The sequence below is a fragment of the Streptomyces sp. NPDC127108 genome, assembly GCF_042677545.1.
Taxonomy (GTDB): Bacteria; Actinomycetota; Actinomycetes; order Streptomycetales; family Streptomycetaceae; genus Streptomyces.
In genome coordinates, this window is record NZ_JBHXTE010000006.1 from 120,133 (window position 1) to 143,609 (window position 23,477).

Annotated in this window: 26 protein-coding genes; 13 read left to right on the top strand and 13 right to left on the bottom strand. The window is 73.1% G+C overall.

The window, feature by feature from the left end:
• Positions 1-17 precede the first annotated feature (17 nt).
• The gene (locus ACFVHO_RS07030; protein WP_385711018.1) at positions 18-908 is read right to left on the bottom strand and encodes an MHYT domain-containing protein; all 891 of its coding nucleotides are present in this window, start codon (positions 906-908) and stop codon (positions 18-20) included.
• Between the two features lie 273 nt (positions 909-1,181).
• Between ACFVHO_RS07030 and ACFVHO_RS07035 the strand changes: the two genes are divergently transcribed.
• The 3 genes from ACFVHO_RS07035 to ACFVHO_RS07045 all read left to right on the top strand — a co-directional run bounded on the left by ACFVHO_RS07035 (position 1,182) and on the right by ACFVHO_RS07045 (position 4,214).
• Positions 1,182-2,084: a glycerophosphodiester phosphodiesterase gene (locus tag ACFVHO_RS07035; RefSeq protein ID WP_385711020.1), complete on the top strand. Its 903-nt coding sequence runs from the start codon at positions 1,182-1,184 to the stop codon at positions 2,082-2,084.
• Between the two features lie 113 nt (positions 2,085-2,197).
• Positions 2,198-2,779 carry a methylated-DNA--[protein]-cysteine S-methyltransferase gene (locus ACFVHO_RS07040; RefSeq protein ID WP_385711209.1) on the top strand — a complete coding sequence of 194 codons (582 nt, stop codon included), beginning with the start codon at positions 2,198-2,200 and terminating at the stop codon, positions 2,777-2,779.
• Positions 2,780-2,903: 124 nt separating this feature from the next.
• Entirely contained in the window at positions 2,904-4,214 is a 1,311-nt protein-coding gene (locus ACFVHO_RS07045; protein WP_385711022.1) for an MFS transporter, read from the top strand.
• Between the two features lie 109 nt (positions 4,215-4,323).
• Here the strand turns inward: ACFVHO_RS07045 and ACFVHO_RS07050 are convergent, their stop codons facing one another.
• Positions 4,324-4,692 carry a cupin domain-containing protein gene (locus ACFVHO_RS07050; protein ID WP_385711024.1) on the bottom strand — a complete coding sequence of 123 codons (369 nt, stop codon included), beginning with the start codon at positions 4,690-4,692 and terminating at the stop codon, positions 4,324-4,326.
• A 79-nt stretch (positions 4,693-4,771) separates the two neighbouring features.
• On the opposite strand from ACFVHO_RS07050, the gene ACFVHO_RS07055 reads away from it, so the two are divergent.
• On the top strand, positions 4,772-5,677 hold the full coding sequence (locus tag ACFVHO_RS07055) for a pseudouridine-5'-phosphate glycosidase (RefSeq protein WP_385711026.1): 906 nt from the start codon (positions 4,772-4,774) through the stop codon (positions 5,675-5,677).
• 158 nt (positions 5,678-5,835) lie between these two features.
• On the top strand, positions 5,836-6,774 hold the full coding sequence (locus tag ACFVHO_RS07060; protein ID WP_385711211.1) for a carbohydrate kinase family protein: 939 nt from the start codon (positions 5,836-5,838) through the stop codon (positions 6,772-6,774).
• A gap of 28 nt (positions 6,775-6,802) precedes the next feature.
• Here ACFVHO_RS07060 and ACFVHO_RS07065 read toward each other — a convergent pair whose 3' ends face one another.
• The gene (locus tag ACFVHO_RS07065) at positions 6,803-7,597 is read right to left on the bottom strand and encodes a methyltransferase domain-containing protein (protein WP_385711028.1); all 795 of its coding nucleotides are present in this window, start codon (positions 7,595-7,597) and stop codon (positions 6,803-6,805) included.
• A 110-nt stretch (positions 7,598-7,707) separates the two neighbouring features.
• Between ACFVHO_RS07065 and ACFVHO_RS07070 the strand changes: the two genes are divergently transcribed.
• Positions 7,708-8,862: a magnesium and cobalt transport protein CorA gene (locus tag ACFVHO_RS07070; protein ID WP_385711030.1), complete on the top strand. Its 1,155-nt coding sequence runs from the start codon at positions 7,708-7,710 to the stop codon at positions 8,860-8,862.
• Positions 8,863-8,947: 85 nt separating this feature from the next.
• On the opposite strand, the gene ACFVHO_RS07075 is transcribed toward ACFVHO_RS07070, so the two are convergent.
• Both ACFVHO_RS07075 and ACFVHO_RS07080 read right to left on the bottom strand, forming a co-directional pair.
• Positions 8,948-9,367 (bottom strand): CBS domain-containing protein, encoded by a 420-nt coding sequence (locus tag ACFVHO_RS07075; RefSeq protein WP_385711032.1) that lies wholly within the window; start codon positions 9,365-9,367, stop codon positions 8,948-8,950.
• A 182-nt stretch (positions 9,368-9,549) separates the two neighbouring features.
• Positions 9,550-10,182, bottom strand: a complete 633-nt coding sequence (locus tag ACFVHO_RS07080) for a uridine kinase (protein ID WP_385711034.1) — start codon at positions 10,180-10,182, stop codon at positions 9,550-9,552.
• 43 nt (positions 10,183-10,225) lie between these two features.
• Here ACFVHO_RS07080 and ACFVHO_RS07085 point away from each other — a divergent pair, with 43 nt between their 5' ends.
• From ACFVHO_RS07085 to ACFVHO_RS07095, 3 genes are all read left to right on the top strand, one after another.
• Complete coding sequence (locus tag ACFVHO_RS07085; protein ID WP_385711036.1) at positions 10,226-10,942, top strand: DUF2293 domain-containing protein; 717 nt, start codon at positions 10,226-10,228, stop codon at positions 10,940-10,942.
• A 388-nt stretch (positions 10,943-11,330) separates the two neighbouring features.
• Positions 11,331-11,810: a DUF1772 domain-containing protein gene (locus ACFVHO_RS07090; protein WP_385711038.1), complete on the top strand. Its 480-nt coding sequence runs from the start codon at positions 11,331-11,333 to the stop codon at positions 11,808-11,810.
• Positions 11,811-11,955: 145 nt separating this feature from the next.
• Positions 11,956-13,446, top strand: coding sequence for a glutamate synthase subunit beta (locus ACFVHO_RS07095; RefSeq protein WP_385711040.1), 1,491 nt, complete (start codon positions 11,956-11,958; stop codon positions 13,444-13,446).
• Positions 13,447-13,632: 186 nt separating this feature from the next.
• Here ACFVHO_RS07095 and ACFVHO_RS07100 read toward each other — a convergent pair whose 3' ends face one another.
• The 3 genes from ACFVHO_RS07100 to ACFVHO_RS07110 form a co-directional block, all read right to left on the bottom strand.
• A complete protein-coding gene (locus tag ACFVHO_RS07100; RefSeq protein ID WP_385711042.1) occupies positions 13,633-14,460 on the bottom strand; it encodes an SAM-dependent methyltransferase in 828 nt (275 codons plus the stop codon).
• A 142-nt stretch (positions 14,461-14,602) separates the two neighbouring features.
• Entirely contained in the window at positions 14,603-14,818 is a 216-nt protein-coding gene (locus ACFVHO_RS07105) for a DUF397 domain-containing protein (protein WP_385711213.1), read from the bottom strand.
• Positions 14,819-14,914: 96 nt separating this feature from the next.
• Complete coding sequence (locus tag ACFVHO_RS07110) at positions 14,915-15,775, bottom strand: helix-turn-helix domain-containing protein (protein ID WP_385711044.1); 861 nt, start codon at positions 15,773-15,775, stop codon at positions 14,915-14,917.
• Positions 15,776-16,102: 327 nt separating this feature from the next.
• On the opposite strand from ACFVHO_RS07110, the gene ACFVHO_RS07115 reads away from it, so the two are divergent.
• Together ACFVHO_RS07115 and ACFVHO_RS07120 are read left to right on the top strand one after the other, a co-directional pair.
• Positions 16,103-16,570 carry an ATP-binding protein gene (locus ACFVHO_RS07115; protein WP_385711046.1) on the top strand — a complete coding sequence of 156 codons (468 nt, stop codon included), beginning with the start codon at positions 16,103-16,105 and terminating at the stop codon, positions 16,568-16,570.
• A gap of 48 nt (positions 16,571-16,618) precedes the next feature.
• Positions 16,619-17,074, top strand: a complete 456-nt coding sequence (locus tag ACFVHO_RS07120) for a hypothetical protein (protein WP_385711048.1) — start codon at positions 16,619-16,621, stop codon at positions 17,072-17,074.
• 66 nt (positions 17,075-17,140) lie between these two features.
• Here ACFVHO_RS07120 and ACFVHO_RS07125 read toward each other — a convergent pair whose 3' ends face one another.
• From ACFVHO_RS07125 to ACFVHO_RS07135, 3 genes are all read right to left on the bottom strand, one after another.
• Positions 17,141-17,329 (bottom strand): hypothetical protein, encoded by a 189-nt coding sequence (locus ACFVHO_RS07125; protein ID WP_385711050.1) that lies wholly within the window; start codon positions 17,327-17,329, stop codon positions 17,141-17,143.
• Between the two features lie 191 nt (positions 17,330-17,520).
• Positions 17,521-18,231: a DUF899 domain-containing protein gene (locus ACFVHO_RS07130; RefSeq protein ID WP_385711052.1), complete on the bottom strand. Its 711-nt coding sequence runs from the start codon at positions 18,229-18,231 to the stop codon at positions 17,521-17,523.
• 178 nt (positions 18,232-18,409) lie between these two features.
• Positions 18,410-19,771, bottom strand: a complete 1,362-nt coding sequence (locus ACFVHO_RS07135) for an amidohydrolase (protein WP_385711054.1) — start codon at positions 19,769-19,771, stop codon at positions 18,410-18,412.
• Positions 19,772-19,959: 188 nt separating this feature from the next.
• On the opposite strand from ACFVHO_RS07135, the gene ACFVHO_RS07140 reads away from it, so the two are divergent.
• A complete protein-coding gene (locus ACFVHO_RS07140; RefSeq protein ID WP_385711056.1) occupies positions 19,960-20,925 on the top strand; it encodes an endonuclease/exonuclease/phosphatase family protein in 966 nt (321 codons plus the stop codon).
• 16 nt (positions 20,926-20,941) lie between these two features.
• On the opposite strand, the gene ACFVHO_RS07145 is transcribed toward ACFVHO_RS07140, so the two are convergent.
• The gene (locus ACFVHO_RS07145) at positions 20,942-21,943 is read right to left on the bottom strand and encodes a phosphatidylinositol-specific phospholipase C domain-containing protein (protein ID WP_385711214.1); all 1,002 of its coding nucleotides are present in this window, start codon (positions 21,941-21,943) and stop codon (positions 20,942-20,944) included.
• Positions 21,944-22,312: 369 nt separating this feature from the next.
• Here ACFVHO_RS07145 and ACFVHO_RS07150 point away from each other — a divergent pair, with 369 nt between their 5' ends.
• On the top strand, positions 22,313-22,786 hold the full coding sequence (locus ACFVHO_RS07150; RefSeq protein WP_385711057.1) for a DUF3574 domain-containing protein: 474 nt from the start codon (positions 22,313-22,315) through the stop codon (positions 22,784-22,786).
• Between the two features lie 201 nt (positions 22,787-22,987).
• Here ACFVHO_RS07150 and ACFVHO_RS07155 read toward each other — a convergent pair whose 3' ends face one another.
• Complete coding sequence (locus tag ACFVHO_RS07155) at positions 22,988-23,422, bottom strand: hypothetical protein (protein WP_385711059.1); 435 nt, start codon at positions 23,420-23,422, stop codon at positions 22,988-22,990.
• Between the last annotated feature and the right edge of the window lie 55 nt (positions 23,423-23,477).

Consider the following 23,477-nt stretch of genomic DNA (forward strand, 5'->3'; position numbering starts at 1 on the left):
TGACAACGCCCCCGCGCTCACCACTTCTGCGGCGTCCGCGCCCCCGTTCTGCGGCGGATCCTGCGGCCGGGGCGCACGGCGGGCCGGCGGCTGACGTGCCCGGTCTGGCGGTCGCCGGAGCGGGGCACGGGGTAGGAGGCGGTGCGCGGGCGGGCCGCGGCGGCCTTCAGGTCGGCCTTGCCCAGCATCATCAGCGGGTCGAACATCACGATGACGCCCGCGAGCAGCAGGAAGGCGAGCGGGCCGACCATGAGAGGGGCGAGGATCTCGGGGGACGAGTCGCCGGGCGGCGCGGTGGAGCGGCCGTGCAGATGGACGGTGACGGCGGCCATTCCGGTGTAGTGCATGCCGCTGACGGCGAGGCCCATGACGAGGCTGGCGCCGAGGCTCCACAGGAAGCCCCTGATCTGGCCCGCGGCCCACAGGGCCGCGATGGCGGCGACGACGGCGATCACCACGGAGGCGGCGACGGTCAGGGTGTTGTACTGGAGCCTGCCGCCGAGGCGCATCCCCGCCATGCCCAGGTAGTGCATCGAGGCGATGCCGAGCCCCGTGATGGTGCCTCCTGTGAAGAGCGCCGCTCCGCTGGCGCCGCGGTAGCCCACGATGAAGATCCCGACGCCGACCATGACGATGGCGACGGCCAGGCTCGCGAAGGTCGTCGCCCGGTCGTAGTGGATCGGGGTCCCCTCGACGCTGAATCCCATCATCGCGATGAAGTGCATCGTCCAGATGCCCGACCCGATGGCGGCCGAGCCGAGCGCGAGCCAGCCGGGCCGCCAGGAGTGCGCGACCAGGAGTGACCGCGTGGTGCAGCGCAGACCGAGCGCGCCGCCCAGACAGGCCATCAGATAGGCGACCACAGGCGTGACGAATCCGTAGCTGAAGCCGTCGACCGTGCCCTCCATGAGCGGTAGCCCTTCCGCCTGTCGTACCTGGATGTCCCGGATCGCCCCGTCTGCCCTCGACCGACGCCCAGGTGACGGGCCGTCGGCTGAGGTGAGAGTAGGGCTCAGCCATGAACGCACGACCGATTTTCCGGCAAAGAAACACGGGTTCCGCGCCTGGGGTCCCCACTTGGGAGACCGGTGTTCAACGTGTGGTCATCCTGTACCTGTCCGTAGTTGGCCGTGCACTGTCATTCTCAAGCGAACCGTGAGCTCATGACGCGAGGAGAACCCGTGCACGCACGCGCCGCAGCCGCCACGACCGCAGCTCTCCTGGGAACAGGAGCACTCGTCCTCCCCTCCACCGCCAGCGCCGAGGCCCCCGCCGGCACCGCCGTCGCCGCCGCCTCCACCGCGCACAGGAACCCCACAGTCGTGGCCCATCGCGGAGCCTCCGCCTACGCCCCCGAGAACACGCTCGCCGCCATCGACAAGGCCGCCCACATGGGCTTCCGCTGGGTCGAGAACGACGTCCAGCGCACCAAGGACGGCGTGCTGGTGATCGTCCACGACGACAACCTGAAGCGGACGACGAACGTCGAGGAGGTCTTCCCCGGCCGCTCCCCGTGGAAGGTGAAAGACTTCACCGCGGCGGAGATCGCCAAACTGGACGCGGGCAGCTGGTTCGCGGAGAAGTACAAGGGCGCGCGCGTGCCGACGCTCACGCAGTACATGAACCGCGTCTCGCGCAACCACCAGAGCCTCGTCCTGGAGATCAAGAAGCCCGAGCTGTACCCCGGCATCGAGCGGGACACCCTGCGGGTGCTGCGCAAGACCGGCTGGCTGGACCGCCACCACGTCAAGAACAAGCTGGTCGTCCAGAGCTTCAGCGCGGACAGCATCAAGAAGGTGCACGCCCAGCGGCCCGACATCAAGACCGGCTTCCTGGGCACGCCCGCGACCGCCGACCTCCCGGCGTACGCGAAGTTCGCGGACCAGATCAACTCGACGCACACGTCCATCACCGCGGACTACGTCTCCGCCATCCACCGGCTCAAGGGCGTGCACGGCAAGCGCCTGGAGATCTTCACATGGACCGTGGACGAGACCGCCGCGGCGCGGCGGGTCGCGGGCTTCGGCGTGAACGGCATCATCACCAACAAGCCCGACGTGGTGCGCAGGGCGATCAACAGCTGACGCGACGGCCGACGGCTCGACCGACGGCGGGCCCCGCGCCTGCCGGACGCCGCGGGACGACTCGTCCCGCGGCGTTGTCAGTGCCCGGACGTACCGTGGTTTCCATGAACGCCATGGGGCACAACGAGCAGGACAGGGACGAGCGTCGGGAGCCGGACGCACGGCCCGGCGCCGTGTGGGCCGTCGTCGCCAGCGACATCGGCCCGCTGCTGCTTGCCGCGACCGGAGCGGGCCTGGTCACGGTCGTCTTCCACGCCACGGACGACGTGCGCGACAAGGCCCTGGAGCGCCTCGGCTCCCGCCTGGGCGCCGAGCCGGTCGAGGATCCCGGCTCACCGCTGCTCGCCGAGCCCATACGCCAGCTGCGGGCGTACTTCGCCGGGGAGCGGCGCGACTTCGAGCTGCCGCTGGACTGGTCGCTGATCTCCGGCTTCAACCGCCAGGTGCTGCGCGAGCTCGCGGCAAGCGTGCCGTTCGGGACGGTCGTGGGCTACGGAGACCTGGCCCGCCGCGTCGGCCAGCCCGGCGCGGCCCAGGCCGTGGGCATGGCGATGGGCTCCAATCCGCTGCCGGTCGTGGTGCCCTGCCACCGGGTGGTGGAGAGCGACGGCGGCATCGGCGGATTCGGCGGCGGCCTGGAGACGAAGCGGCGGTTGCTCGCGCTGGAGGGGGTGCTTCCGGAGCCGCTGTTCTGAGGTGGTCAGCGGACTCGGTGTTCCGGGGCGGTCCGCGGACTCGGTGTTCCGGGGCGGTCCGCGGACTCGGTTTCCTCCCGTACTGCATGTACATGAACACCACCTCTCCTGACACACTTCCGGCGTGGTCATATCCCCCTCGCCCTCCGCCTCGCCCTCGCCGTCCCCCGTCGCCGTCGAGGAGCTGCCCGCGCTGCGGCGGCGGATCACGGCGGTCCTGGTCGCGAGTCAGATCCTCGGCGGGCTCGGCGTGGCCACCGGGATCGCGCTGGCCGCCGTGCTCGCGAAGGAGGTCAGCGGCACGGAGTCGCTGTCCGGGCTCGCGCCCACCGCGACCGTCGCCGGGACCGCGCTGCTCTCGGTGCCGCTGGCGGCGCTGATGACCGCGCGGGGCCGCCGCCCCGGCCTCGTACTGGCGTACCTCATCGGCGCGTTGGGCGCGGGCGTGGTGGTCGTGGCCGCCGCCGTGGGGAACTTCCCGCTGCTCCTGGTGGGCATGGCCGGGTTCGGCGCGGCGTCGTCGGCCAACCTGCAGGCGCGGTTCGCGGCGGCCGACCTGGCCGAGCCCGGGGCCAGGGCGCGCGCCATCTCCAACGTCGTGTGGGCCACGACGATCGGCGCTGTCCTCGGGCCCAACATCGCGGCGCCCGCGGGCCGCAGCGTCTCCGGGCTCGGCATTCCGAAGGAGGCGGGGCCCTTCGTCTGGGCGGCCGGGATCTTCCTGATCTCGGCGGTCGTGGTGGCACTGCTGCTGCGCCCCGATCCGCTGCTCACCGCCCGCGCGCTGGAACCCGCCGGAGACCAGACGGCGGCGGGCCGATCGCTGCGGGCCGGGTTCGCCGCCGTGGCCGCGTCAAGGCAGGCACGGCTCGCGCTGGTGACGGTCGCCATCGCGCACACCGCCATGGTGTCGATCATGTCGATGACCCCGGTCGACCTCGGTCATCACGGGGCGAGCATCGATCTGATCGGCCTGGTCATCAGCGGGCACATCGCGGGCATGTACGCGTTCTCGCCGGTGATGGGGAGGCTCGCGGACCGGATCGGGCGGCTCGCCGTCATCGCCCTCTCGGTGAGCCTGCTGGCCTGCGCGGCGCTGCTCGCGGGGACGGCCGGGAGCAACCACGGGCAGACAGCGGCGGGCCTCTTCGTGCTCGGCCTCGGCTGGTCGGCGGGGCTCGTCGCGGGGTCCGCGCTGCTCACCGACTCCGTGCCGCAGGCCGCGCGCGCCGCCGCCCAGGGCCTCTCGGACCTGACCATGAACACGGCGGCGGGAGTGGGCGGCGCGGTGGCGGGCCTGGTGGTCGCGCGGGCGAGCTACGGCTGGCTCAACCTGATCGCGGCGCTCCTGCTGCTGCCGCTCGCGGCGTTCGCCCTGTTCACGCGCGGCCCCAGCCGTACGGACGCCGGAGCCGCCGCCGTACCGGAGGACTGACCCCGGGACGCCGCACCGCGCCACCGCGCACCGCAGGAGCGGCATCGCACGAACCGCATCGCGCGAACCGCGCACCACACGAACGAACGCCCGCCGTCGCGGCGGGCGTTCAGCCGCCGAGGGTGATGTGGTACGCCTTGCGCAGCGTCTCGTGCACGGTCCACGTCGTACGGTCGCCCTCGCGCAGCACGGCCGCGTCGCCGGGGCCGACCTCCAGGACGTCGCCGCCCTCCACCTCGATGGTGGCGCGGCCGCTGACGACCACGAAGAGTTCGTTGGCCTCGGTGTCGGTCACCACGCCCGGGGTGATCTGCCAGATGCCGCGCAGCTGCTTGCCGTCGGCGGACTCCCAGAGGACCTTGCCGGTGACGACGGGCTCCCCGGAGACGATCTGCTGCGGGTCGAGCGGCTCCGCCTCCAGCTCGGCGTCCGGAATGTGCACGGCAAAAGAGGGCGCGTTCTGATCATTCGTGGTCATGGCCGGTCACCTTAATGGGTTTGCCGCAGGGCACCGCCCGCCAGGGATGAAGGAAGACCCGACTGGCAGGAGGCTGACCGTGTTGGTGGTGTCCGACGAGGTACAGGCGGCTCTCGCACGACGGCGCCCGATCGTGGCCCTGGAGTCCACGATCATCGCGCACGGGCTGCCACGCCCCCGCAACCTGCGCGTCGCCCTCGAACTGGAGCAGGCCGTACGCTCCGAGGGCGCCGTGCCCGCCACGATCGCCGTCCTCGACGGGCGCCCCCACGTCGGCCTGGACAAGGACCAGCTGGAGCGGGTCGCCGGGGAGGACGGCATCCGCAAGCTGGGCCATCGGGACCTGCCGCTCGCCGTCGCCGCGGGCGCGAGCGGGGCGACGACGGTGTCCGCGACGGCCCTGCTCGCCGCCCGCGCCGGACTGCGTGTGTTCGCCACCGGCGGGCTCGGCGGGGTGCACCGGGAGTGGACCCTCACCCAGGACGAGTCGGCCGACCTGGGGCTGCTCGCGCGGACCCGGATCACGGTCGTGTGCGCGGGCGTGAAGTCGATCCTGGACGTGGCCGCGACACTCCAGCGCCTGGAGACCCTGGGCGTCGCGGTGGCGGGCTACGACGCGTCCCGCTTCCCCGGCTTCTACCTCTCCGACTCCGGGCACGACGTGGACTGGACACTGCGGACGCCGGACGAGGTCGCCGCGGTCATGCGCGCCCAGGACGAGCTGGCCGGACCGGAGTCCGCGCTCGTGGTGGCCAACCCGGTGCCGGAGGCCGAACAGCTCGAACCCGCCCTCCACGCGCGCGTGCTCGACGAGGCGCTGCGGGAGTGCGCCGCACGAGGTGTGCACGGTCAGGCGGTGACCCCGTTCCTCCTCGACCACCTGATGCGGCACACCGAAGGAGCCTCCCTGGAGACCAACCTCGCGGCGGTGCGCGGGAACGTACGGCTCGCGGCGCGGATCGCGGCGGCGTGGACGCGGACGTGACGGCTTCCGGCGAATCGCCGGACTCCCGCGCCACGGCTCCCGGCGAATCGCCGGACTCCCGCGCCACGGCTCCCGGCGAATCGCAGGGCTCCCGTGCCACGGCTTCCGGCGGGCCCGGCCGCCCCTCGACGCCCTCACCGAACGGAACCGGCGCCCTCCTGGTCGTGGGCGACGTCGTCACGGACATCGTCGCCCGGCACCGGGACCCCCTCGCGCCCGGCACCGACACGGCCGCGGCGATCCGTACCGTGCCCGGCGGCGCGGGCGCCAACGTCGCCTGCTGGGCGGCCCACTGGGGATGCCCCGACGTGCGTTTCCTCGGGCGGGCCGGTGCCGACGCGGCGGCGTGGCACGAGGAGACGCTGCTCCGCGCCTCGGTACGCCCCCACATCGCCGTCGATCCCGAAGCGCCGACGGGCACGGTGATCTGCCTGGTCGACGCGGCCGGTGCGACGGCCGAGCGGACGTTCCTCACGGACAGCGGCGCGGCCCTGCGCCTGTCCCCCGCCGACTGGACGCCGTCCCTGCTCGACGGCGTGACCTGGCTCCACCTGTCCGGCTACCTGTTCTTCGCCGAGTCCAGCCGCGCGGCGGCGCGGGCGGCGTTGGCGTCGGCACGCGCGCGTGGGGTGACGGTGAGCGTGGACCCGGCGTCCACGGGGTTCCTCCTCCGGCACGGGGTGGACCGCTTCCTGGCCGACGTGTCCGGGGTCGACGTACTGCTGCCGAGCCGTGATGAGGCGTTGCTGCTGACGGGACCGGCGAACGCGCGTGAGCCCGACGCCGCGGCCGCCGAGCTGAGCCGCCGGTTCCCCGAGGTGGTGGTCAAGCTGGGCGGGGACGGCGCGCTGGCCGCGCGGGACGGGCGGGTGCGGGTCCGCGCCCCCGCGGTGCGGGCGGACGCACGGGACTCCACGGGCGCGGGCGACGCGTTCACGGGGGCGTACGTCGCGTCGCGGATGGCGGGGGCGGGGCTGCGGGAGGCCGTGGGTGAGGGGTGTGGGGCGGGGGCGCGGGCGGTGTCACGGGTGGGGGCCCGGCCGGAGCTGCGGGCCCCGCTTCCCGGGGGACGTGCGGGGGCTCCCCCTGGGGCATGAGGCGCCCCGGTCCGAGGTCGCGCTCAGATCAGGCCTTGCGGGCCCAGGCCGACACCAGCGGGGCCGTGGCCGGGACGACGACGCGGTCGGCGACATGGGCGAGGTGCCGCTCGATCTCGTCGTGCGAGGCGAGGCCCGCGGCGACCAGATCCGCGCGGACCTGCTCGACGGTGGCGGACTCCAGGGCCGCGCACGCCGGGGACACGAGCGGGAAGTACGCGTCGGCCTCCACCTGCCGCAGTCCGGCCTCGCGCAGCAGCCGCGGCAGCACCCGCCCGAACGCGAGGTCGGCTCCGCGGTCGGCGAGCAGGGCGCGTACGCCGCCGCGCAGCCGGTTCGCCGCCTCCTCCTCGGGGCTGTGCTCGTCGGGGCAGGCCAGGGGCTGCAGGGCGGGGTCGGCCTCCTCGATCAGGAGCCGGCCGCCGGGGCGCAGCGCCTTGATCATGGAGTGCAGGGCCCGCTCGCGGTCCGGTACGTGCGTGAGGACGAGGCGGGCGTGCACGAGGTCGAACGCCTCGGCGGGCGGCGCGTCGGCGGACACGTCGTGGGTGCGCACCTGTACGGGCGGGCGCGCGGCCGCCAGCAGCGGCGCCGTGTCCGTGGCGGTGGCGAGCACCCTGCCGGTCGGGCCGACCCGCTTGGCGAGCCAGGACACGACGGACGTGCCGCCGGCGCCGACCTCCCAGCAGCGCCAGCCGGGCCCGACACCGAGCCGTTCGATGTGCCGGAACGTGGTGGGGTCGAAGAGGGCGGCGAAGGCGCTGGAGCGGGTCGCCGACTCGCCGGGCCTGCCGTCGAGGAGATGTCCGTCGGTTCGCGTCATGTGGCGATCATTACAGTTCCGGAGCGGAGTATTCCGTTCCCACAGGCCCCGTCGTGGTGTCGGACCGGACTGGCAGACTTGCTCATCAAGTCCAGCACGAGGAGCTGCACATGTCGATGTCGGGCAACCTGCGGAAGGTCGGAAGCCTCCGCAAGGTCGGGAATCTGCGGAGCGTCCGCGGACTGCGCAGGGTCGCGGGACTGGCCCGGCGCGGCCCTCGCGTCGACCTGAGCCACCCCGCCCGCTCCCCGCTGGGCTCGTCGGTGGTCAAGTGCGTGACCTATCGCAAGGGGGTGCGCCAGACGCCGACCCGCGACGGCGATCTCGTCGAGGCCGTGGGGCAGGTCCGCAAGCACGACGACGGCTTCGTGTGGCTCGGGCTGCACGAGCCGACGGAGCGGGAGTTCGCGGGCATCGCCGAGCTCTTCGACCTGCACCCGCTGGCGGTCGAGGACGCGGTGCACGCCCACCAGCGGCCGAAGGTCGAGCGCTATGGCCAGACGCTGTTCGCCGTGTTCAAGACGGTCTGTTACGTGGAGCACGCCGAGCTGACCGCGACCAGCGAGGTGGTGGACACCGGCGAGATCATGGTCTTCGTCGGCAAGGAGTTCGTGATCACCGTGCGGCATGGCAGGCACGGTTCGCTCGGCCCGCTGCGCGAGGAGCTCGAGGGGACGCCCGACCAGCTGGCGCAGGGCCCGGCGGCGGTCCTGCACGCCATCGCGGACCAGGTCGTGGACGACTATCTGGCGGTGGCGGACTCGGTGCAGGCCGACATCGACCAGGTCGAGGCGGAGGTGTTCGCGCCCGAGGGCGCACGCGGCGCCGACCCGGGCCGGATCTATCAGCTCAAGCGCGAGCTCCTGGAGCTGAAGCGGGCGGTGGTGCCGCTCGGCCGCCCGCTCCAGATCCTCGCCGCCAAACCGACGCGCCTGATCCCGCCGGACATACAGGCGTACTTCCGCGACGTGGACGACCACCTCAAGCGGGTCACCGAACAGATAGCGGCCTTCGACGAACTCCTGAACTCGATCCTCCAGGCGCATCTCGCCCAGGTGACGGTCGCGCAGAACGAGGACATGCGGAAGATCACGGCCTGGGCCGCCATCGTCGCCGTGCCCACGATGGTCTGCGGGGTCTACGGCATGAACTTCGACCACATGCCCGAGCTGCACTGGAAGTACGGATACGGACTGGTGGTGGGGGTGATAGCGACGGCGTGTGTCCTGCTGTACCGCGGCTTCCGGCGCAGCGGTTGGCTGTGACGCAGGCTCACGCCGGGTGACGTGTCGGGGCGTGCGCGGGGGACGCACGAGGTGAGGTACGGGACGGGGGCATGCCCGGGACGGGTCAGGACTTGGCGTAGACGCTCTCGACCCAGCCGGAGAGCTGCTCGTCGGTCAGGTGCATGGCGAGGTCGGCCTCGCTGATCATCCCGACGAGACGCTTGTTCTCGATCACGGGCAGCCTGCGGATCTGGTGGCCCTGCATCTCGTGCAGCACCGCCTCGACGTCGGCGTCCGAAGCGATCCAGCGCGGGGTGCCCCTGGCCATGTCGCCCGCGGTGACCTTGGCCGGGTCGTGCCCCATGGCGACGCAGCCGACGACGATGTCGCGGTCGGTGAGGATGCCGCACAGCCGGTCGTTCTGGTCGCTGATGGGCAGGGCGCCCACGTCGAGTTGGCGCATGAGCTGGGCCGCGCGGTCCAGGGTTTCGTGCGCGGGGATCCACTGCGCACCCCGGTGCATGATGTCTCCGGCGGTGGTCATGGGTACCTCCCGGTGCCGGACGGCCGGCGCGGCGCGGGGGCGCCGCTAGTCCCGGCGTCCTCATTCTCGTCGCGGCACCCACAGGTCGCACCCGCAGCCGCCGCGAGGCCGGTGGGTGCTGGTCGGGGGCGGGCGAGGCCAGTCGGGGCGAGCGGGGCGGCCGTACCGGGCGTGCGGTCGGGTCAGCCCGTCCAGGCCGGGTGGCGCGGGTCGTCGGTGCGGACGACGACGTCGGCCGCGGCGGTGGGGGCGGTCTCCGCCTCGTACCGGTCGAAGGCGGGCAGGGTCCACTGTTCGTCCGGCGGGGTGCGCCGCCGCAGGGCGCCGGAGGAGAGGTGTACGTGCACCGTCAGGTCGAAGGGGAACCAGTGGCCGAGCAGCAGGGGGCCGTGCAGCAACAGCAGGGCGCCGGGAGGGAGTTGGACGTAGGGGGTGCGGGTGGCGCGGTCGGCGCGCGGGTCCCACAGGTCGGGCAGGACCCGGCCGGTGCCATCGGGATCCAGCGGCCCGAGGACCTCGCGCCAGAGGGCACCGGTGTCGAACCAGCCGCTGTAGTACGCCTCGACGTCCTCGTGCCCGTACTCGAGGCGCAGCGAGGCGGGCCGCAGGAACCCCTCGGTGCCGACGACGAGCGAGGGCCGCCCGCGCACGCGCAGCGCCTCGCCCACCGCGGCGGCGAGTTCGCCGGGGCGGGCGGCGGGGGCGCCGTCGAAGGCGACGCGCGGCCAGGCCCCGCCGTCCCCCGGCTCCAGGTCGAGCAGCCGGTCGGCGAGGGTGTCCGTGAGGCGTTCCCAGGTGATCGCTTCGAGTCGCACGAGCCCATGATGCGGGGTGCCGGTGGGCGGGCATGAACCGGGCATGGCAGTTCCTCGCGTGCGCACCGGGCCCGTCGTCATCCAGCCGCTGAAGGGCAGGCGTTGTGCGGAGTGCCGGGGCGGACCGCTGTCCCTGCTCGTCGACGAGGGCGGGGAGCCGCGCTGTCTGGACTGCGCCGACCTCGGGCATCTGGTGTATCTGCCGCGCGGGGACACGGCGTTGACGCGGCGGGCGCGGGAGGGCAGCGGTCTTGCCGCGGTGGTCGTACGGTTCAACCGGCGCAGGAGCCGGTACGAGCGGCAGGGCGTCCTGGTCGAGGAGGCGGCACTCGTCCGGGCCGAGGAACGGTGCCTGGCCGACGCGGACGCGCGGGCGCGGCGGCGGGCACGGGACGCCGCCCGGCGGGCCGGGGAGGACGTGCGGTTCGTCGAGGCGTTCGCGGCGGAGATCCGTCGGCTGTTCCCGGGCTGCCCGCCGGACCGGGCCCAGGCGATCGCCGCCCACGCGGGCGCCCGGGGCAGCGGCCGCGTGGGCCGCAGCGCGGCGGGCCGCGCCCTGACTCCCAGGGCGGTGACGGCGGCCGTGATCGCCGCGGTACGGCACACGGACACGGAGTACGACGAGCTGCTGATGCGCGGGGTGCCAAGGGGCGAGGCGCGGCGGGCCATCGCGGGGGCGGTGGAGGAGCGGTTGCGGGGGTGGCGGGTGGACGGGCCGGGGGCCGGGGAGGACGGGCCGGAGTGGGGTGCCGGGGTATGAAGGGCCCGGTGTCGGACGGTGCGGGATGGTTGCCCTGCGGGCATTCCCCAGTCCCGCCCCTTCCCGAAACCGGGGCTCCGCCCCTGGCCCCCGGGGGTGGGGGCTCCCTTCGGGTGGGACGGGGGCACCGCCGGATCGGCGCTCCGCGCCTCGTCCTCAAGCGCCGGACGGGCTGAAATTGCCTCGTCGTTCCCGTCGGGTGGGACGGGCCGCCCCCGCTGGAGCGGGTCGGGCCCCCGGCCGGCGAGACGTCCGCACATGGAGGTGCGGGGGTCGCGTATGGCGTTCGGGACTGTGGGGTCATTGACTGGTCACAGACACACCGCGCCATGCAGGATCGGGCGGGCCACACCGGCCGTCGGCGGTCGGACCCAGTCAGGGAGTTGCCATGATCGACGGACCGTACTTCGTGCTCACCGTTCTCGGTGCGGTGACCTGCGCCCTCGTCGCCGGGGTGTTCATCGGCTTCTCCGCCTTCGTGATGCGGGGCCTCGCCGCGCTGCCGTCGTCGCAGGGCATCGCCGCGATGAACGCGATCAACGTGACGGCGGTCAGGCCGCCGTTCATGGCCGTGTTCATGGGGGCGACCGGCGTCAGCGTGGTGCTCGCCGTGGTCACCTTCGTGGTCTGGCCGGACGAGGGCACGGTGGAGCTGCTGCTCGGCTGCGCGCTGTACCTCTTCGGCTGCTTCGGGGTGACGGTCGTGGCGAACGTGCCGCGCAACAACGAGCTGGCGAAGGTCGACGCGGCGGCCGAATCCGGCGCGGAGTACTGGCGTACGTACGTGGCCGAATGGACGATGTGGAACCACATCCGCACCGGTGCCGCCACCGCCGCGACGGTCTCCTTCATCCTCGGCCTGACCTGAGGATTCCCGGCCGCCCGGCCTGTCCGCCGCCCGGCGCGCCCGCCGCCCCTCCCCGCACCGCACCGCCCCCCGACCGCGTGCCGACCCCGTCTCCCCGGCATACCGTGGTGGCTGAAAGACGCGCCCTACGCGTAGGGAGACGGCCATGGCCGACCCCAAGGGGTTCCTGCGGCACCCGCGCCGGGAGTGGCCGCGGCGGCCGGTGGGCGAGCGGGTGAAGGACTGGGACGAGGCGTACGTCCCCGGGGCGCTGCTGCCGCTGATCGAGGAGCAGGCCGACCGGTGCATGGACTGCGGGGTTCCGTTCTGCCACGAGGCCTGTCCGCTGGGGAACCTGATCCCCGAGTGGAACGACCTGGTCTCGCGGGCCGACTGGCGCGCCGCGGCCGACCGGCTGCACGCGACGAACAACTTCCCCGAGTTCACGGGGCGGTTGTGCCCGGCGCCGTGCGAGGCGGGCTGCGTCCTTGCCATCAACCAGCCCGCGGTGACCATCAAGAACGTCGAGGCGGCCATCGCCGACCGCGTCTGGGCGGACGGCCTCGCCCCGCCGATGCCGCCCGAGCGGCTGACCGGGAAGTCGGTGGGGATCGTCGGGTCGGGACCCGCGGGCCTCGCGGCGGCGCAGCAGTTGACGCGGGCGGGGCACACGGTCGTGGTGTACGAGCGGGACGACCGGGCGGGCGGGCTGCTGCGCTACGGGATCCCCGCGTTCAAGATGGCGAAGCACCACCTGGAGCGGCGGCTCGCGCAACTGCGGGCCGAGGGCACGAGGTTCCGTACGTCGACGGAGGTCGGCCGGGACATCGGCGCGGCGGCGCTGCGGAGCCGCCATGACGCGGTCGTGCTCGCCGTCGGGGCCACGGCCTGGCGGGAACTTCCGGTTCCGGGGCGGGAGTTGGCGGGGGTCACCCAGGCCATGGAGTACCTGCCGCAGGCCAACCGCGTGGGCGAGGGCGACCTCGACGTCTCCCCGCTGTCCGCCGCGGGCAAGCACGTGGTGATCGTGGGCGGCGGCGACACCGGGGCGGACTGCCTGGGCACGGCGGTCCGGGAGGGCGCCGCGTCCGTGACCCAGGTGGACATCCGCGCGCTCCCCTCGGCGGAGCGGGACGAGACGGCCGACCCCTGGCCGACGTACCCCACGGTGTACCGGGTCTCCCCCGCCCACGAGGAGGCCGAGGCGTTGGGTTTCGGCCAGAATCCGGACGCCGACGCGCGGCTCTTCGCGGCGTCGACGCTGCGGTTCTCCGGGGACGGGGCGGGGCGGGTGCGTGCCGTCCACCTGGGCGCCGTGGACGCGCGGCGGCGCCCGGTGCCGGGTGCCGAGCGGGTCCTCGGGGCCGACCTTGTGCTCCTTGCGCTGGGGTTCCGGGGGCCGGAGGTGACCGTCGGGGGCGCGGTCGCGGAGCTGGGCGTGACGGTGGCGCCGGACGGAACGGTCGCCAGGGACGGCGGCTACGCGACGAACGTTCCCGGGGTGTACGTCGCCGGGGACGCCGGGCGCGGCCAGTCCCTGGTGGTGTGGGCGATCGCGGAGGGCCGCGCGGTCGCGGCGGCCGTGGACCGCCACCTCATGGGCACGACGTCACTGCCGTCCCCGGTGACCGCACACGACGGCCCGCTCAGGCCCTGACGGGACCCGCACACGACCACCCGGCCACCAGGGAGAACGTACGGAAGCGCCGCCCGCGACCGGCCCCTCGCCCCGAAGCACCGCCCACGGCCAGCCCCTCACCCCGAAGCACCGCCCACGACCAGCCCCTCACCCCGAAGCACCGCCCACGGCCAGCCCCTCACCCTCCGCCCGCACGCCTCCCTCTCACCCCTTGCGAGCCACCCCGCCGTAAATGGGGAGCGGCCCGTCCCCGACGGGCTCCACCCGCTCGCCCAGCTCCGGATGCCAAGCGTCGGCCACCGTCACGCCGGGTTCCACCAGGTCGAGGCCGTCGAAGAAGCGGACGACCTCGGCACGGTCGCGCAGGGCGAGGGTGAGGGCGCGGGACTTGTAGAGGTCACCGGCCGTCCTGGCCTGCTCGGGGGTGAACTCGCCGGTGCCGTGGGACAGCATCAGATGGCTCCCGGACGGCAGCGCGGACACCAGTTCTTCCACCACTTCGTATGCGCCGTCCTCGTCCGGGACGAAGTGCAGCAGCGCGACCAGGGACAGGGCGACGGGACGCGTGAAGTCGAGGGTCTTGCGGGCCTCGGCGAGGATGGCGGCGGGTTCGCGGGCGTCGCCCTGGATGTACTCGGTGGCGCCCTGGGGAGCGGACCGCAGCAGGGCCTCGGCGTGGGCGAGGACGATGGGGTCGTTGTCGCAGTAGACGACGCGGGTGTCGGGCGCGATGCCCTGGGCGATCTGGTGCAGGTTGGGCTCGGTCGGGATGCCGGTGCCGATGTCGAGGAACTGCCGGATCCCGGCCGTGGCGAGCCAGCGCGTGGCGCGCTGCATGAAGGCGCGGTTGGCGCGCGCGACGGCGGGGATGCGCGGGTCCATGGCGACGAGCTGGCGGCCCATCTCCTCGTCGACGGGGTAGTTGTCCTTGCCGCCGAGCCACCAGTCGTACATCCGCGCGGGATGCGGCTTGCTCGTGTCGATGTACGACGAGCCGCCCTCGTCCCCCTGGGCCTGCCCCGTCCCCGTCATCTGTGGCTCCCTTGCCCCTTCACCGAGGTCCCCGCGCACCGTGGTCGGGGTGCGCGCGCACGACGTACGAGTTCACCGGCGGATGCGGCACCCGCCGCACCGGCCGGTGGCGTATCCGCCGACCCGCCGGTGACGTACCCGGTCACGACAGCAGAAAGTCCGCCTCCCCCGCCTTCGCGCCCTGTATGAACGCCCGGATCTCACCGTCCGTGTAGATGAGCGCGGGTCCGTCCGGGTCGGAGGACTGGCGGACGGCGACGCGGCCGTCCTCCAGCTTCATGGCTTCGAGACAGTTGCCGCCGTTGCCGCCGCTCCACGGCTTGTGCCAGCCCTCGGCGCCGAGTTCGCGCGCGGGCATGCCGTTGTAGATCCGGGACCCGGGGGGCCGGGAGTCGGCGCGGGTGTCGGGCCGGGACGCAGGGCCCGTGCCCGCACGGTGTCGATCTCGGTCCATTCACAGCTCCTTGCGGACATCCCGGAGGATCTCCTTCGTGCGTTGTGCGGTGGCGGCCTGGGCCGCCATGCGGTCCATGACCTCAAGATGCGTCGCCACCTCGGTGCGCGCGTCCAGATAGACGGCACCGGTCAGGTACTCGCTGTAGACCATGTCCGGCAGCTCCGCCATCGCGAAACGGAAGAGCACGAACGGCCCGAAGGTGCCCGGGTGCGGCCCGGAGGCGAACGGCGCGACCTGGAGCGTCACGTGCGGCATCTCCACGGCTTCGAGGAGCCGGTCGATCTGTGCCCGCATCACGTCGGGGCCGCCGACGGGCCTGCGCAGCGCGGTCTCGTCCATCACGGCCCACAGGCGCGGCGCGTCCTCGCGGGTGAGCAGCGCCTGGCGCTCCATGCGCAGCGCCACGTACCGCTCGATGTCCTCGGGCCGGGTCTGGCCGATGGCCCCGGAACGCAGCACGCCACGCGCGTAGCTCTCCGTCTGGAGCAGCCCGGGCACGAAGTGCGGTTCGTAGGACCTGATGAGGCTCGCGGCGCCCTCCAGGCTGACGTACATGCTGAACCAGCCGGGCAGGATGTCGTGGAAGCGCTGCCACCAGCCGGGCTTGTTCGCCTCCTCGGCGAGCAGCACGAAGGCCTCGGCCTCTTCGTCCGTGACGCCGTACGCCTTCAGGAGCAGCTGGAGGTACGGGATCTTCAGCGCGACCTCGGCCGTCTCCATGCGGCGGACCGTGGCGGGGGCCACGCGGAGCACCCGCGCGGCTTCGTCGCGTTTCAGACCGGCTCGTTCGCGCAGGTCCTGCAGGCGACGACCGAGAACGACCTGTCCGACGGTCGGCGCCGACCGCGGTTCGCTCACGTCCTACCTCCACCCACTTCGCGTCGCTCTCTGCATCGCCGTTGTGCCACTCGCGTTACCGTGCGTCACCGCACTTCACCACGTGTCGCGCACGTCACGCCGCTCGGTGAGGCGTTGCGAGAAGTGTGCCATGGGACGTCTCAAAGGGACATGTCACTGTGCACTTTTCAGAGTGGCCCTTGCCAAGGTGTTCGCGGCGGGGCGATAGTGGAGAGCGTGACTCCGCCCGCATCGTTAGGAACCGAAGCCACCCGAGCCCGACTTGGCGTTTCCGCCGAGGGTCGGGCGGAGGCCGGCGAGCCTTGCGTCACCTTCACCCTGGCCGCGATGCCGAGTTCCGTGGCGCGGGCAAGGCGGCTGACGCGTGATCGGCTGTGTTCCCTCGCGGTCGGCGACGACGCCTGCGACCTGGCGGCGCTCGTCGTATCGGAGCTGGTCACCAATGCGATCGTGCACACCGGTAGCCGTACCGTCGTCTGCGAGATCTGCACGGGAGCCGACACCGTGCGGATAGCCATACGCGACGAGGGGCAGAGCTGCGGGGTGCCACGGCCGACAGGGCTGCGGGGACCTGACGAGGAGCATGGGAGGGGACTGCTTCTCGTGAGCGCCGTGAGCAGCGCATGGGGTGTCCAGGACTCCGGATCCGGCCTTTCGGTGTGGGCGGAGCTGCCCAGATCACCCGATCCGGCGATGTGCTTCGGCACGGCGGATACCGGTGTCCACGGTTTCGATACGGACGTCCTCGATGTCGAGGACGTCGAGGGCGTCGAGGCCTTGACCGACGGCCTGTGAGCCGACTGACGGGGATGCGAGTGCGACAGTGATGCGGTCGGGGGACATGTGAGCACGAGGACAGCGCGACTGCTCGACCTTGACACCTTGGTACGGCTCTCGCGAGAGCGGGAGCGGGCGGTCGGACGGCGAGTCGTGAGTGTGCAGCCAGTGGCACGACTCGCCGTCCCCGCCGGAATGCGGCAACCCCTCGGCTGCGACGCGGTCGCCATGCCGGCGGAGTTCGGTCCGCGCCTCCTGGAGCGACTGCCCCGGGTGGGTTGTGTGTACGAGGACGGGCCGCGCTGGTGGTGGATCGTGCCGGCGGACTCGGACGTGGCCCTGCAGTGGCCGCCGTCGACGTTCTACTCGCCGGGCGCCGTGGTGCCGGACGCGACCCGGGAGCCGGTGCTCGTGCACCGGCCCGAGGGCTCTGTCCCCTATACCCCGCCGATCCCCCTGTATCTGGGCCTGTGCCGCCTCGCCGGGGCCGTTCCCGGGTGGGCGGGGGCCGTCCGGGCCTGAGGCCCGGACACCGGAGCGGGCCGAGAGCGTCTCGCCCCCGGCCCGCCGCGGCAGGGCGTCAGGCCGTCAGGCCACAGAGCGCCCGCTTGCCTCCTGACCGCGCACGATCACCAGGAACGCGTCGCTCGACAGGTCCATCACGACCTCCGCGCGCTGTCCCTCACTGCGCCGGTCCCGTGCGAACTCCTCCGCGGGCCACGACCCGCGCGGTCCGCCCGCCGGAAAGCTCTCGAGGACGACTCGTCCGTTCATCATGTTCACGTTCCCCCGTGTACGACTCGGTTGTTCGGTACGAGGTCCTCGAAGGCCCTGCGGCCCTCGAATTCCCCGAAAACAAAGACCCTGCACCGAGGAGAACGCGCGCCGCACCCCGTTCGGCTCACAAAGTGACCTAACAGACACAGAGTTGAGGCCGTAGGGCAGCATCGCGCGGCCCGTGCGCGCCGTCAGTACCCGTAGCCGTCGTACTCCTCGTACTCGTCGTGGTACCGCACCCGGTCACTCCCCGCCGGTGCCCCGAGCGCCGACGCCCGGCCCTCGGGCCGCTCCCACTCCTCCTGGCGGCCGAGCGCGGTGAGGTCGAGCAGGCTGGTGGTGGAGCCGAGGCCGTCCAGGCCCCGGTCGAACGTCGAGTACGTGTGGAAGACGCGGTCCCCGTCGCGCAGGAAGCAGCTGATGCCGGGGCGGTCCCGCACAAGGCCGTCGGGCCCCGCGAACGACGCGGCGAAGTCGCGGTTGAACTCGCCGCCGCACGCGGAGAACCAGGGCACGACCCAGCCCATGCGGGCCTTGAAGGGCAGGATGCGGGTGAAGGGGGCACGCGAGACGGCGACGAAGGTCGTACCGCGGGCCCGCAGATGCGCGAGGTGCCCGATCTGGTCGAGGAACGCCGAGCAGCTGCGGCAGCCCGCGTCCCACTCGGGCGCGAACATGAAGTGGTACACGATCAGCTGGGCGCGGCCCTCGAACAGGTCGAGCAGGCTCGCCTTCCCGTCCGCGCCGTCGAACAGGTAGTCCTTGTCCACCTCGACCATGGGGAGCCCGCGCCGGTCGGCGTTCAGCTCGTCACGGGCACGGGTCGCGGCCTTCTCCTTGGCGAGCAGCTCCTCGCGCGCGGCCAGCCACTCCGCGCGCGTGACGATGTGCGGCAGTCCCATGGCGCAATCCTCCGGATCCGATCCGCGGTTCGCGGGTCCTCGGGAGGGCTGACTGGACGTCTCACGAGAACTCATCGGTCCTGTACGGGATTTCCCGAATTCTTTCTCAGCCGGGCCGCCGGAGGGGTCGCCCGCCCCTCCCCGAGGGTCAGCGTGTTCGCGTCCGGCACCACCCGCCTCACCCGTCGTACTCCTGGATCCGCTTCCCGTGCCCCCGCTCCACCAGCGCGGGCATCCGCTCGCCCAGCTCCCCCACGACGGCCGCCACGTCGACCGTCTGGAGCTGCCGGTCGCGCATCAGGACGCGGCCGTCGACGACGGTCGTGCGGACGTCCCCGCTGCGCGCGCTGTGCACGAGGGTGGCGGCCAGGTCGTGGACGGGCTGGGTGTGCGGTCCGGAGAGGTCGACGAGGATCAGGTCGGCGCGGCGGCCCGCGGCGATCGAGCCGATCGAGTCGCCGAGGCCGACCGCCCGGGCGCTCTGGAGCGTGGCGTGGTGCAGGGCCTGGCGGGAGGTCAGCCAGCGCGGGTCGCCGGTCGTGGACTTCTGGACGAGGGCGGTGAGCGCCATGGCCTCCCAGACGTCGAGGGAGTTGTTGGAGGCGGCGCCGTCCGTGGCGAGGCCGACGGGGATGCCGAGGTCGGCCAACTCCCGCACCGGCGTGGTGTCCCAGGCGAACTTCAGATAGCCGCGGGGCGCGCTCGCGACGGCGACGCGGCCCGTGGCTCCGGCGAGGACGGGCAGGTCGCGCTCGACGATGCCGGTGCCGTGGGCGATGAGGACGTCGACGTCGAGGAGGCCCGCGCGGTGCAGGATCTCGATGGGTGTGGCGCCGTGCCGGGCGAGGCTGTGCTCGGTCTGGGCGCGGCTCTCGGCGGCGTGCAGATGGACCAGCAGGCCGTGCTCGCGGGCGAGTTCGGCGGTGGCGGCGAGGTCGGCGTCGTCGACGGTGTACGGGGCGTGCGGGGCCAGGCAGGTGGTGACGCGGCCGTCGGCGGATCCGGCGCGGCGCAGCGCGAAGTCCAGGGACGCCTCCCGGCCCTCGGGGCCCTGGGAGGAGAAGTACGCCTGGCCGAGGCTGGCGCGCAGCCCGGTCTCGGCGACGACGTCCGCGACGGTGTCCATGGCGAAGTAGTGGTCGGCGAAGGTGGTGACGCCGCCGCGGATCATCTCGGCGCAGGCCAGGCGCGCGCCGAGCTCCACGTCGCGCTCCTCGAGGTTGGACTCGATGGGCCAGACGTAGTCGTTGAACCACTCCTCCACGGGCAGGTCCTCGGCGATGCCGCGCAGGGCCACCATCGGGGAGTGGGTGTGGCAGTTGACGAGGCCGGGCAGGGCCGCCTGGCCGCGGGCGTCGATGCGTTCGACGGCGGCGAGCGGGGCCGCGGCGGCGGTCGTGGTGACGTCGGCGATGACTCCGTCACGTACGACGATCGCGGTGTCCGCCGCGAAGCCGACGCGCTCGGCCGAGTCGTGGACGAGGGCCGTGCAGCCCATGATGATGAGGTCGGCGGGGCCGGATGCGGCAGGCTCGGTCATCCGTTCACGGTACGGGGAGCGGGTCGCCGTGGGCCTGTCGCGGCAGGCGTTTCGGGGGCACTCTGGCGTCAGCCGCCCGTCGCCGCCTTCGGGCCCGCGGGCTCCAGTGGGACACCTCCCGGCATCTCACGAAAGCCTCCCGCCACCCGCACACCCCACGCCACCTCACGACGGCGAAGGAACCCGGCATGCTCCTAGGCACCTGGAATCTGGAGAACCTCTTCCGCCCCGGCGGCCCGTCGGGCCCGACCGACAAGACGGCGTACGAGGCGAAGCTGGCCGCGCTCGCGGAGACGGTGCGCGCCCTCGACCCGAGCCTGCTCGGTGTGCAGGAGGTCGGTGATCCGGCCGCCCTCGCGGACCTCGCCGCGATGCTCGACGGCGACTGGCACACGGCGGTGTCGCGGCACGCGGACGACCGGGGCATCCGCGTCGGCTTCCTCAGCCGGCTCGACCTGGAGGTCATCGCCGACGTCGAGGCGTTTCCGCCGAAGCTGCGGCCGGTGCAGGGCGACGACGCGGGCAGGCAGGTCGGCACGACGGGCCGCGGCCTGTTCGCCGTACGCGTCGTCAGCCGCGCGATCACCCTGGACGCGGCCGTCTGCCATCTGAAGTCGAAGCTCCTGACGTATCCGGGCGGCCGGTTCCAGCCGCTTGACGAGGGCGAACGGGCCCGCGTCGGGGCGTACGCGCTCTACCGCCGCACCGCCGAGGCCGCGACGCTGCGCGCGCTCGCCGACCAACTGATCGACCGGAAGGGCCAGTCACGCGATGTGGCCGTCCTCGGCGACCTCAACGACGAGGTGGCGGCGGCCACCACCCAGATCCTGCTCGGCCCGCCGGGATCCGAGCTGGGCACCCCCGGCCACGCCCACCCGGACAGGGGCGACGCGACCCGGCTGTGGAACGTGGCACCCCTGATACCGGCCGAACGCCGCTTCTCCCGCGTCAACTTCGGCCGCCGCGAACTGATCGACCACGTGCTCCTGAGCCACCGCCTCACCGCCCGGGTGGTGGCCGACGGCGAGGCGAGCACGGGCCTGCCGGACGACGCGGCGGGGCTCGACCTGCCGTCGGTGGGGACGGATCCGCAGGACCGGCGGGACGCGCCGGGGTCGGACCACGCGCCGGTGTGGATACGGTTCCGGCCCTGACCCCGCCGAGGGGCGGCTACCCGCGCGGAACCACCGTGGAGAGCACCCCCGGCAGCGGATACCAGTCGGACGACACGATGCTGGCGTGCCGCCCCGCGAGGAGGGCGACGCGGTCGCGGGCCTGGGCCTCGGTCGGGTTGGTGGCGCTGATGGCGGGCGGCACGTTGTGGGCGTCGGACATGACGACGAGATAGCGCCGGTCCGCGTACCACTTGGTGTCGACGGACCCGCCCGCGTACACCGACGCGTCCCCGTCGAACAGCACGAACCACGGCCGGATCGAGGTGTCGGTGTAGCGCGTGCGCGGGTCGCCGGAGGCGGCGCCGAGGACGGCGGGGAAGGCTCCGGCGTCCCCGAGGCGACCGGCGGCGGCGAGGTCCCGCAGATGCGTGGCGTACTCGCGGTCGGTCCACAGGTTGTCGGCGGGGTTGCCCTGCTCGACGGTGCCGGGGATCAGCTCGACGATGAACTTGCCCGCGAGGTCGGACCGGTCGGGCCAGCCCTTCTTCTGCACGGCCTCGTCGAGGTTCGCGCTGCCCTCGGCGAGCTGGCCGGGCCGGTAGAGGGCGTCGCCGAGCTTGCCGCGCAGCAGGGCGTCGAGTTCGGCGGGGCCGCGGCCGTTCTTCGCCTGGAAGCCGTCCTTCAGCTCGACCTTCACGAGGACGGGCCGGTGGCCCGGGTGGGCGTCGTGCCAGGCCTTCATGTCGGCGAGGCAGCCGTCGAGCCGCTGGTTGCGGGCCTTGGTGCGCAGCTCCTCGGGCTTCTGCGCGTTCTCGCAGTTGTTGTCGTTGCCGACGGGGTTGCTGTGCGAGACGCGCCAGCCGCCACCGAAGACGTTGGTCCACACGTCGAGTTCGAGCATGCCCGCGCCGGAGTCCAGGGCGTCCGCGAAGTAGGGGTACTTGGACTTCTCGTACGCGTTGTGGACACCGACGCCGGTGGTGGCGGCGTACGGGGAGCCGGCGGCGGGCACGGAGGCGGGGCCGCTGTCGGCGAGGGCGGGCGGGGCGGCGGTCAGGGCACCGGCGACGGCGCAGGCGAGGGCGAGCCCGAGGACCTTGCCGCGCCCGCGCGGTGCCCCTGCCTCGGCGTGCCCCGTACCTTCCGCACCGGCCGTGCCTTCCGTACTACCCGTACCCGCCGACCATTCCGTCACTGTGCGCACCGTCGTCCCCTCCGCGACACCCGTCAAGTCCTGGGAAAGGTAAGGGATGAGAGTGACGGGACGGAAGACGGCGACTTACGGACAGGCCCGTGCGCCGACACATCCACGAGGCCCGGGTCCTCTACTGTTTACGCCCGTCGACGCCGCTCCGCACCCGGCCGTCGGCGCCCCGTACCCGTCGCCCGGCCCGCGCGGCCGCGCGCCCGCACGAAAGGCGGCCCCATGGCCCTCACCCTCACGCTCACCGGCCCGCGCCTCGCCCTGGCCGCCGCGGCGGCGGTCCTCGCGATCGGCGCGCCGACGGCGTACGCGGCCCTGGACTCCGAGGACACGGCACCCCGCACGCAGGGCACGGCCTCCCGCGGCGAGCCCTTCGTCGAGACCCGTCTGTTCTTCGGCACCGAACGCCCCGACGGCGGCCCGGCCGTGACGGACAAGCAGTTCATGAAGTTCATCGACACCGAGGTCACGCCCGGCTTCTCCGACGGCCTGACCATCCAGCAGGGCCGGGGCCAGTGGAAGGACAGCAACGGCAAGATCGAGCGGGAGCGCTCGTACGAGCTGATCCTGCTGTACCCCACCGCCGAGGCGAAGAAGCGGGACGTCCTCATCGAGGAGATCCGCTCCGACTACGAGAAGAAGTTCAAGCAGGACTCGGTGGGGCGGCTCGACGACCGGGCGCGTGTGGACTTCTGACGGGCGGCGAGTCGGACCGTTCACGGGGTGCCGGGAGCTGACGGCAGGCCATCGACCCCGGCACCACCACCGCACCTCACGGCCCACGGCGCCCTCCACGCCTCACCTCCGTACGGCGCCTCCGCACGGCACCTCCACGCCTCACCGCCGCACACACCGCCGCGCCCTGCCTCCGCGCCCTCCTTCTGCGCACGCGCGGACCTAACTCAGCGTGACGTCGCCCACGGTGTGGGCCTGGATGACGTTCCCGTGCTGCACACCACCGCTGATGGTGTTGCGCACGGCGCCGCCCCGCCCTTCCTCTCCCCCGTCGGGGGCCAACTCGTCCAACAGCACCCGCAGTTCGGCGGCGGCCTCGGGATCGTCCCGCAGCGCCCGCCGCATCCGGTTGCGCCATTCGGCCTGCACGTCGGCGGCGGTGTCCGCGTCCTCCGCGTCCCGTGCGGCGACCAACTCCTCGCGTGCTTCGTCGAGTTCACTGCCGACGGCGTCGGCGGCACCGTCACCGTCCTGCGCGCGCCGCCGCGTGAAGAACCCGACGGCCCGCTCCCGCGCGGCCGCCCACCCGTCTCCCACCATCGACTGCACGAGCGCCGTAGCTCCGGCCGCCGCGAGGGCGGTCAACTCTGCGTCCACGGGGTCTCCTTCGTCGCCGCTGCTGCCGCTGGAGAGTCCACGGTAGCGGCCACGG